Annotated in this window: 7 protein-coding genes; 6 read left to right on the top strand and 1 reads right to left on the bottom strand. The window is 64.9% G+C overall.

Annotation, left to right across the window (positions count from 1 at the left end; genetic code table 11):
* From ENZ74_RS15310 to ENZ74_RS15335, 6 genes are all read left to right on the top strand, one after another.
* On the top strand, positions 1-1121 hold a 1121-nt coding region (locus tag ENZ74_RS15310), incomplete at its 5' end, for a divergent polysaccharide deacetylase family protein (protein WP_164761043.1).
* A 30-nt stretch (positions 1122-1151) separates the two neighbouring features.
* Positions 1152-1673 (top strand): RNA pyrophosphohydrolase, encoded by a 522-nt coding sequence (locus ENZ74_RS15315; RefSeq protein WP_013529078.1) that lies wholly within the window; start codon positions 1152-1154, stop codon positions 1671-1673.
* 110 nt (positions 1674-1783) lie between these two features.
* A complete protein-coding gene (alr, locus tag ENZ74_RS15320; RefSeq protein ID WP_063169214.1) occupies positions 1784-2923 on the top strand; it encodes an alanine racemase in 1140 nt (379 codons plus the stop codon).
* A gap of 274 nt (positions 2924-3197) precedes the next feature.
* Positions 3198-3620 (top strand): nucleoside diphosphate kinase regulator, encoded by a 423-nt coding sequence (rnk, locus tag ENZ74_RS15325; RefSeq protein WP_027162554.1) that lies wholly within the window; start codon positions 3198-3200, stop codon positions 3618-3620.
* Positions 3621-3622: 2 nt separating this feature from the next.
* A complete protein-coding gene (locus tag ENZ74_RS15330; protein WP_082826563.1) occupies positions 3623-4177 on the top strand; it encodes a nucleoside-diphosphate kinase in 555 nt (184 codons plus the stop codon).
* 119 nt (positions 4178-4296) lie between these two features.
* Entirely contained in the window at positions 4297-5553 is a 1257-nt protein-coding gene (locus ENZ74_RS15335; RefSeq protein ID WP_013529082.1) for a D-amino acid dehydrogenase, read from the top strand.
* 4 nt (positions 5554-5557) lie between these two features.
* Here the strand turns inward: ENZ74_RS15335 and ENZ74_RS15340 are convergent.
* The coding region (locus tag ENZ74_RS15340; RefSeq protein ID WP_127312844.1) for a phospholipase D-like domain-containing protein at positions 5558-7402 on the bottom strand (1845 nt) is incomplete at its 5' end.

The following is a 7402-nucleotide window of genomic DNA, read 5'->3' on the forward strand; positions in this document are numbered from 1 at the left end:
CCGCCGCCGGCAAGCTCAGCGGCGGTGCGATCATGGCGACAGGGGCCGTGCTGGTGGTGGCAGGCATCTCCGGCGCGATCGCGCTCAGGGAAAAGCCGTTTCGTAAGCCGCAACAGGTTGCCGTTTCAACGCCGAAAGTGACCGCGGCGGCCGAACCTGCCGCCGCGCCGCCTGCATTGGCCCCGGCGGCACCGAAGCCGGAGGCGCCGGTCAAATCAGGTGGGCCGCAGATCATCCATGTGCAGACGGAGGAGGGCGATGGGCCGCCCAAGGCAGCGATCGTCATTCGCGACCCGTCGACCGTCGGCCAGAACCTGAAGGTCGCGCATATTCCAGACAAGGCGCTGATCGAGGCCAGCGAGACCGGGCCGTTGCCGGTGCGCGCCGCCGATGGCAGGCGGCCGTTCGACGTCTATGCGCGGCCCTGGTCGGGCGGGCGCGGCGCACGGGTGGCGATCGTCATCGGTGGACTTTCGGTTTCGCAGACCGGCACCCAGGCGGCCATCGCCAAGCTGCCGGCGGAAGTGACGCTGGCCTTCGCGCCGCAAGGCAACAGCATCGGCCGCTGGATGCAGGCAGCCAGGCAGAGCGGCCACGAGATCGTCATGCAGGTGCCGCTCGAACCGTTCGATTATCCCAAGGTCAATCCGGGACGCAACACGCTGACGGTGGCGGCGAGCGCGGACGAGAACCTGAAGAGCCTGCACTGGGCGCTGTCGCGGACGACCAACTATACCGGCGTCATGAACTATATGGGCGCCCGCTTTTCCGCTGACGCGGCGGCGATGGAGCCGTTCATCGCCGAGCTCGGCAAACGCGGCCTCGCCTATATCGATGACGGCTCGTCGGCGCGCAGTCTGGCGCCGGATCTGGCGCTGAAGGACGGCGTGCCCTTCGTCGCCGGCGACATGGCGATTGATGCCGTGCAGGATCGCGGCGAAATCCTGAAGAAGCTCGACAGCCTGGAGGCGACCGCGCGGGCCAAAGGCACTGCCGTCGGCATCGGTTCGGCCTTCGACCTGACGGTCGATACCGTGTCATCCTGGGTGGTCGAGGCCAAGAAGCGCGGCATCGAGATCGTGCCGATTTCAGCGGTGGCTATCGATCCGCAAAAAGGCTAGCCCTCGGAAGACGGCTGGAAAGAGTGACTGATGCCAAAGACGAACAAAATCGACCGCGAAACGCTGCCTTACCGACCCTGCGTCGGGCTGATGATCCTCAATGCCGAGGGCCTGGTCTGGGTCGGGCACCGCATTGCCGAACCGGACAGCGAATTTGCCGGCACGACGCAGCTCTGGCAGATGCCACAAGGCGGCATCGACGAGGGCGAGGAGCCCCTGCAGGCGGCCGAGCGCGAGCTCTATGAGGAGACCGGCATGCGCGGCGTCTCGCTACTGGCCGAGGCGCCGGACTGGATCAACTATGATTTGCCGGAGCATCTCGTCGGCATCGCCTTCAAGGGCCGGTATCGCGGCCAGACGCAGAAATGGTTCGCCTTTCGCTTCCACGGCGATGTCAGCGAGATCCAGATCAATCCGCCGCCGGGTGGCCACACCGCCGAGTTCGACAAATGGGCATGGCGGCCGATGCAGGACCTTCCCGACCTGATCGTGCCGTTCAAGCGCCATGTCTATGAGGATGTGGTGGCGGCGTTCCGGCATCTGGTGCGATAGTAGGGGAGTAGGGGAGTAGGGGAGTAGGGTTGAATGTTCTGTTGCGGTCCGCGCCAAATTCTACTGACTACTGACTACTGACTAACCCATCCCCCACAAGAACGGTCGCCATGAACGACGCCCTCCAAAAATCGCCGCCAGAAGAGGTCACCGCCACGAGCGAAGTGGCGGCTGGGGCCATCCTCACCATCGATCTCGGTGCAATCCGTGAAAACTACCGGCGGCTGAAGGCGCGGTTGGGCGATGTTGCCTGCGCTGGTGTGCTCAAGGCGGACGGCTACGGCCTTGGCGCCGGCCAGGTCGGGGCGGCACTGCTGCGCGAAGGCTGCGATATCTTCTTCGTTGCGCTTCTGGGCGAAGGCGTCGCCCTGCGCCGCTCGCTTGGGGCCGGCCCTGCCATTTTCGTGTTGAACGGCATTCCGCCCGGTGCCGAGCCGGACGCCGTGGCAGCAAACCTTTGCGCTGTTATCAACAGCCACGAGCAACTGGCAGCCTGGCGTGCTGCGGCCCGCCGCGCCGGCCGAAAACTGCCGGCCGCGGTCCAGGTCGACAGCGGCATGTCGCGGCTCGGCATGGCGCCTCGGGATGTGGATCGCATCGCCGCCGATCCGCAGGCTTTCGACGGCATCGACATCCGTTACGTGATGAGCCATCTGGCCTGCGCCGACGAGCCGGAGCATCCGGCCAATGAGAAGCAGCGGTCGGTGTTCGAGCGGCTGCGCGCAATGTTGCCGAAGGCGCCGGCGTCGCTGGCCAATTCCTCCGGCATCTTTCTTGGGCCGTCCTTTCACTACGATCTCGCCCGCCCCGGTGCCGCCCTCTACGGCATCAATCCGACGCCGCCAAAGTCCAATCCGATGCTGCCGGTGGTGCGGCTGCAGGCAAAGGTGGCACAGACGCGCAGCGTCGAAAAGGGCGCCGGCGTCGGCTATGGCCACAGCTATCATGCGCAAGGCCCGCTCAGGCTGGCGACGATTTCGTTCGGCTACGCTGATGGCTGGCAACGCCGCGCCGCGTCCGCCGCCTGGTTCGAGGGCGTGCGGCTACCTTTCGTCGGGCGGGTGTCGATGGATTCGATCATTCTCGACATTTCCGCCCTGCCGGCCGGCAGGCTGCGCGAGGGTGATCTGGTCGAACTGCTCGGTCCCTCGCAAAGCGTCGATGACGCCGCCGGCCATGCCGGCACCATCGGCTACGAGATCCTGACCAGCCTCGGTCCGCGCTTCCATCGGCGCTATGTCGGCGGTTGAGCGGTTTGGCCGCGCTTGACAAGCGGACGCCTGTCGGCAAGGCTCCATGCATGAGCAACCCAGCTTATATCAGAACCTTGTTCAGGGTCTGCCCGATCGCGGGATCGTAGCCCCGGCGCGGTCGCCTTTTGGCGTCCGTCCGAACCGGGGCATTTCTACCTGACATTATCATTCCCGAGCCAGACAGCTTCGCGGCTGCCGGTTTTTCATCAAGCCACCGTTTGCGCGGCGGCAGGCGCGCGTCTGTTCGATGCGCCAAGTCATGAGGTTTGCCATGCAACATGCAACAGGATTGCGTCCACCGAGCCGGCTTCTGGTCACCGATGCCGACCATCATAGGCTGACGGGCCTGGCGCGGGCGTCGCTCGACCGCGTGCCCGAGACGGCCGAAGAATTGCTTTCGGAGATGGACCGTGCCGTTGTCACGGCAGCGGCTTCCATGCCGGCCAATGTCGTGCGGATGGGCTCGGCGGTAACAATCCGCAACGATGGCGGCAACATCCAGCGCGTCACGCTGGTCTATCCCGGCGAAGCAGACATCAGTGAAAACAGGATCTCGGTGCTGACGCCGATGGGGACGGCGCTCATCGGCGCGACCGCTGGGCAGACGGTGTGCTGGAGCAGCCGTGGCGGCCGGGAACTGTCGGCGACCATCGAAGTGGTCGATACGCCGGCCTGCGGGCGGGAGGGGGCCTGATCATGGAGACGGTGATGACAGGCGCGAATTTCCAGCTGACGACAAAGGACTTCGCCGTCCTCGAAATCATGTTGGAGCGTCGGCGGGCTTTCGCGGATCCGATTGTTCCAATGCTTGAAGACAAGCTTTCCAAGGCCGAGGTCGTCGCGATGGATTCGGTCGGATCCGATATCGTGACGCTGAACAGCAGGCTGGTATTCCGTGTCGATGCCGGCCCCGCCCAGACCCGGACCCTGGTGCAGAATGAGGTGCGCGGCCCGGTCGGCTCCAGCCTGTCGATCATGACAAGGCGGGGGCTTTGCATGCTCGGCATGGCCGAGGGCCAGACTGCATGGATCGAACAGGCCGACGGCAGGCGGGAGTCGGTCCTGATCGCGACCGTGCTCTACCAGCCGGAGGCCGCGCGGCGTGCCGTCAGGGAGAAATCCCAGGCCGAGGCGCGACGGCCGCATGGGCTCACCCTCGTCTACAGCGCCGCAGCCGATTGGCGGCCCCTTGGCGAAAGGGCCGGAATGCGGCAGACAGGGGACGACGACCCCGGTCCTGCGGCGGCGTGAACAGGCAACACTGCATGATCTCGAAAATCGGCATCGATTTTCGCCGGGGATCATGCGCAAATCGGAATGCGCCGCGTCCAGGCGTCCTCAAGGGCGTGCGACGCGGCAAGGAGTAAACGATGAAGATCATGGTGCTGGGCGGCGGCGTCATCGGAGTGACCACGGCGTACTTTCTCGCCGAGGCCGGCCACGAGGTGACGGTTCTCGACCGCCAGAAAGGCCCGGCGCTGGAAACCAGCTTCGCCAATGCCGGCGAAATTTCGCCCGGCTACGCCTCGCCCTGGGCCGGGCCCGGCATTCCGCTGAAGGCGATCAAATGGCTGCTGATGAAGCATGGCCCGCTGGTGGTGCGGCCGGCCTTCGATCCGCATATGTGGACATGGCTCATCAAGATGCTGCGCAACTGCACGGCCGAGCGCTATGCGATCAACAAGGCGCGCATGGTGCCGCTGGCCGAATACAGCCGCGATACGCTCAAGGCGCTGCGCGAAGCGACCGGCATCGCCTATGACGAGCGGACCCAGGGCACGCTGCAGCTGTTCCGGACGCAAAAGCAGCTTGACGGCACCGGCGGCGATGTCGAGGTGCTGAAGAAGTATGGCGTGCCTTACGAGATCCTCGACCAGGACGGTTGCATCGCGGCTGAGCCTGGCCTTGCCGGGGTGCGCGAAAAGTTCGTCGGCGGCCTCAGGCTGCCGCACGACGAGACCGGCGACTGCAAGATGTTCACCGACAGGCTGGCCGAACTCTGTGTGGCCCGTGGCGTCAAGTTCGAGTACGACGTGACGATCTGGCGCGTCATCCGCAGCCGCAACCGCATTGCCAATCTCAGCACCAGCAAGGGCTGGAAGACCGCCGACGCCTATGTGATGGCGCTGGGCAGTTATTCGGCGGGTTTCATGCGCCGAGTGAAGCGGCCGATCCCGGTCTATCCGGTCAAGGGCTATTCGATCACCGTGCCGATCAAGGACGCGGCGGCGGCGCCGGTCTCGACGGTGATGGACGAGACCTACAAGGTGGCGATCACCCGGCTTGGCGACCGCATCCGGGTTGGCGGTACGGCCGAGATTTCCGGCTTCGACCTCAGGCTGCACGAATCGCGGCGGCGCACGCTGGAACACTCGGTCGGCGATCTCTTTCCTGGCGCCGGCGCGATGCGGGACGCGACGTTCTGGTGCGGGCTGCGGCCGATGACGCCGGATGGTCCGCCGCTGATCGGCCGCACCGAGCTTTCCAATCTCTATCTCAACACCGGCCACGGCACGCTCGGCTGGACCATGGCTTGCGGCTCGGGCAAGGTGCTGGCCGACATCATCTCCAACCGGGTGCCTGACATCGACGTCCGCGACCTCGCGCAGGAGCGCTATCTGCGCTAGAGAGTCAGAACGCCTGCCGGACCCAGTCCTCGTCGAAAAGCAGCCGGTAGGCCCACGGGATCGTCACATTGGTGGCGACCGGTTTGGAGTGGGCGACATAGTCGTCATAGATCGGCTTCATCCTGGTGTAGAAGGCCGGATCGAGCACCATCATGCCGTTCTCACTGTCGTGGAAGAAGCTGCGGTTGTTGAGGTTGACCGACGAGATGGCGACCAGCCTTTCGTCGATCATCATGATCTTGGAATGCAGCACCACGTCAGGCGCCTTGAACTCGCGGATGTTGATGCGATCGCCATATTTCTCGACAAACAGCTTGTTGAGCGCGGTGAGAAACTTGCCGCCGATATCGCCCTTGAGATCGATGCGGCCGACAATGTCGATCCTGACGCCGCGGGCGAGCGCCCGGTCAACAGCCTGGGCAAGCTTGGGCGTCAGGTTGAGGTAGGGATTAACGATCTGGATATGGTGCTGGGCGGCGTCGACCAACTCGACGAAATAGTCCTCCAGCGCATGGCCATCCTCGTAAGGCACCGAAATGAAGTGTCGTGCCGTGCCTGAAGGACGGGCGCCGTCGGACCGGACCGGAATGGAGAAGGGGCGCGCCAGATTGGTGTCGGCGTCGCGCAGCCACACTGTCGAAAGATGCGCGGCAAGGGTCTCGACCGTGGCCGGATCGGCGAACTCGATGTCGAAGTCGCTCCAGTTCGAATAGTAGTTCAGCGACAACCCGTCGGTCTTGCCGTATTGCTCAAGGTCTGGATAGCGCGACAGATCGATCGGCTGGTGGAACAGGAAGCCGTCATGGATGTTGCGGCCGCCGATGATGGCGCGCGACCGCCGTGGATCGTCGGCAAGCGTCGCCAGCATCTTGACGTGATGGACCTTGTGCAATTGTGAAATCTGCTCGTCGATCGGCGCGCCCCGGTCCGCCCGCCAGCGATATTCCTGCAGCCCGACATTGGGGAATTCGGCCGCCAGCCGATGCAGCATGGCGTCGTCCTTGTCGCGCTCCAGCACGTCGGTGACCAGGATGCGCACCTTGGTGCCGAGGGCTGCATGATGACGGATCAGCCGTTCGATGATGCGGCCGGAGAAGTCGGCCTTGAACTCCAGGGATGACAGATAGATCAGCTTCAGTTTTGGGGCCCTGGAGAAGTCGAGCGGCAGCTCCGGGTCGCCCTTGTCGATGGCGCTGTCGGACAGCGGCGCTCCCATCAGCGCCTCGACCTTGGCGTTGAAGCCGTCGCGCGATTTGCGCAGCAGGCGCGGCTTTCCGATCGGCAAGGCACAGGTCTGCGACAGCCAACGGCTGGCATAGAAGGCGCGGCTGAGAGGATCGAGGCCGGTTGGGTCTGGCGTCGGGCAACGCTCGTAGCGACTGTCGAAAGCGGCAAGCGCCGGATCGGCGGTCTCTTCGCGTCGGATGGTGAGCGGCGCGCCGGCCGGAGCAAGGCTGGAGCGGATTCTTGCCGCGCAGCGGTTCAGGCCGTCACTTGGAAACAGGCTGACCGTATCGTCCTCGCCGGACAGGCGAAAGCGAAATGCCGTGCCCGTGGCGATGGTGCGTGAAGCGCCGCCGGCACGGATCGCCAGCGTGCCGTCGCAGACGCCTTCGATGTCGGCCGGTTGCTTGCCGGCCTGGCGCAGCACGATCTCGACGCTGCGCGCTTGCAGGCCGGAGAAATCGAAGGTCTTGGGCGCCGAAGGCCGCGCCGCCGCATCGATGTAGAGCGTCTGTCGCGACACCCGCCAGCGTCCGTCAAAATGACCCTCGCCGCTGTTGGCGTCGGCCGGCGGCAGATGCGTTTCGGCAACCGGCCCGGCCAGTTTTTGCAGCGTCCGGTAGGT

The sequence above is a fragment of the Mesorhizobium sp. M7A.F.Ca.CA.002.15.2.1 genome (genome assembly GCF_003998715.1).
GTDB lineage: Bacteria > Pseudomonadota > Alphaproteobacteria > Rhizobiales > Rhizobiaceae > Mesorhizobium > Mesorhizobium ciceri.

Excerpts from the sequence above, each read along its gene's own strand:
- alr (WP_063169214.1), top strand. The coding sequence starts at position 1,784 with ATGAACGACGCCCTCCAAAAATCGCCGCCAGAAGAGGTCACCGCCACG.
- ENZ74_RS15330 (WP_082826563.1), top strand. The coding sequence starts at position 3,623 with ATGGAGACGGTGATGACAGGCGCGAATTTCCAGCTGACGACAAAGGAC.
- rnk (WP_027162554.1), top strand. The coding sequence starts at position 3,198 with ATGCAACATGCAACAGGATTGCGTCCACCGAGCCGGCTTCTGGTCACC.
- ENZ74_RS15335 (WP_013529082.1), top strand. The coding sequence starts at position 4,297 with ATGAAGATCATGGTGCTGGGCGGCGGCGTCATCGGAGTGACCACGGCG.
- ENZ74_RS15315 (WP_013529078.1), top strand. The coding sequence starts at position 1,152 with ATGCCAAAGACGAACAAAATCGACCGCGAAACGCTGCCTTACCGACCC.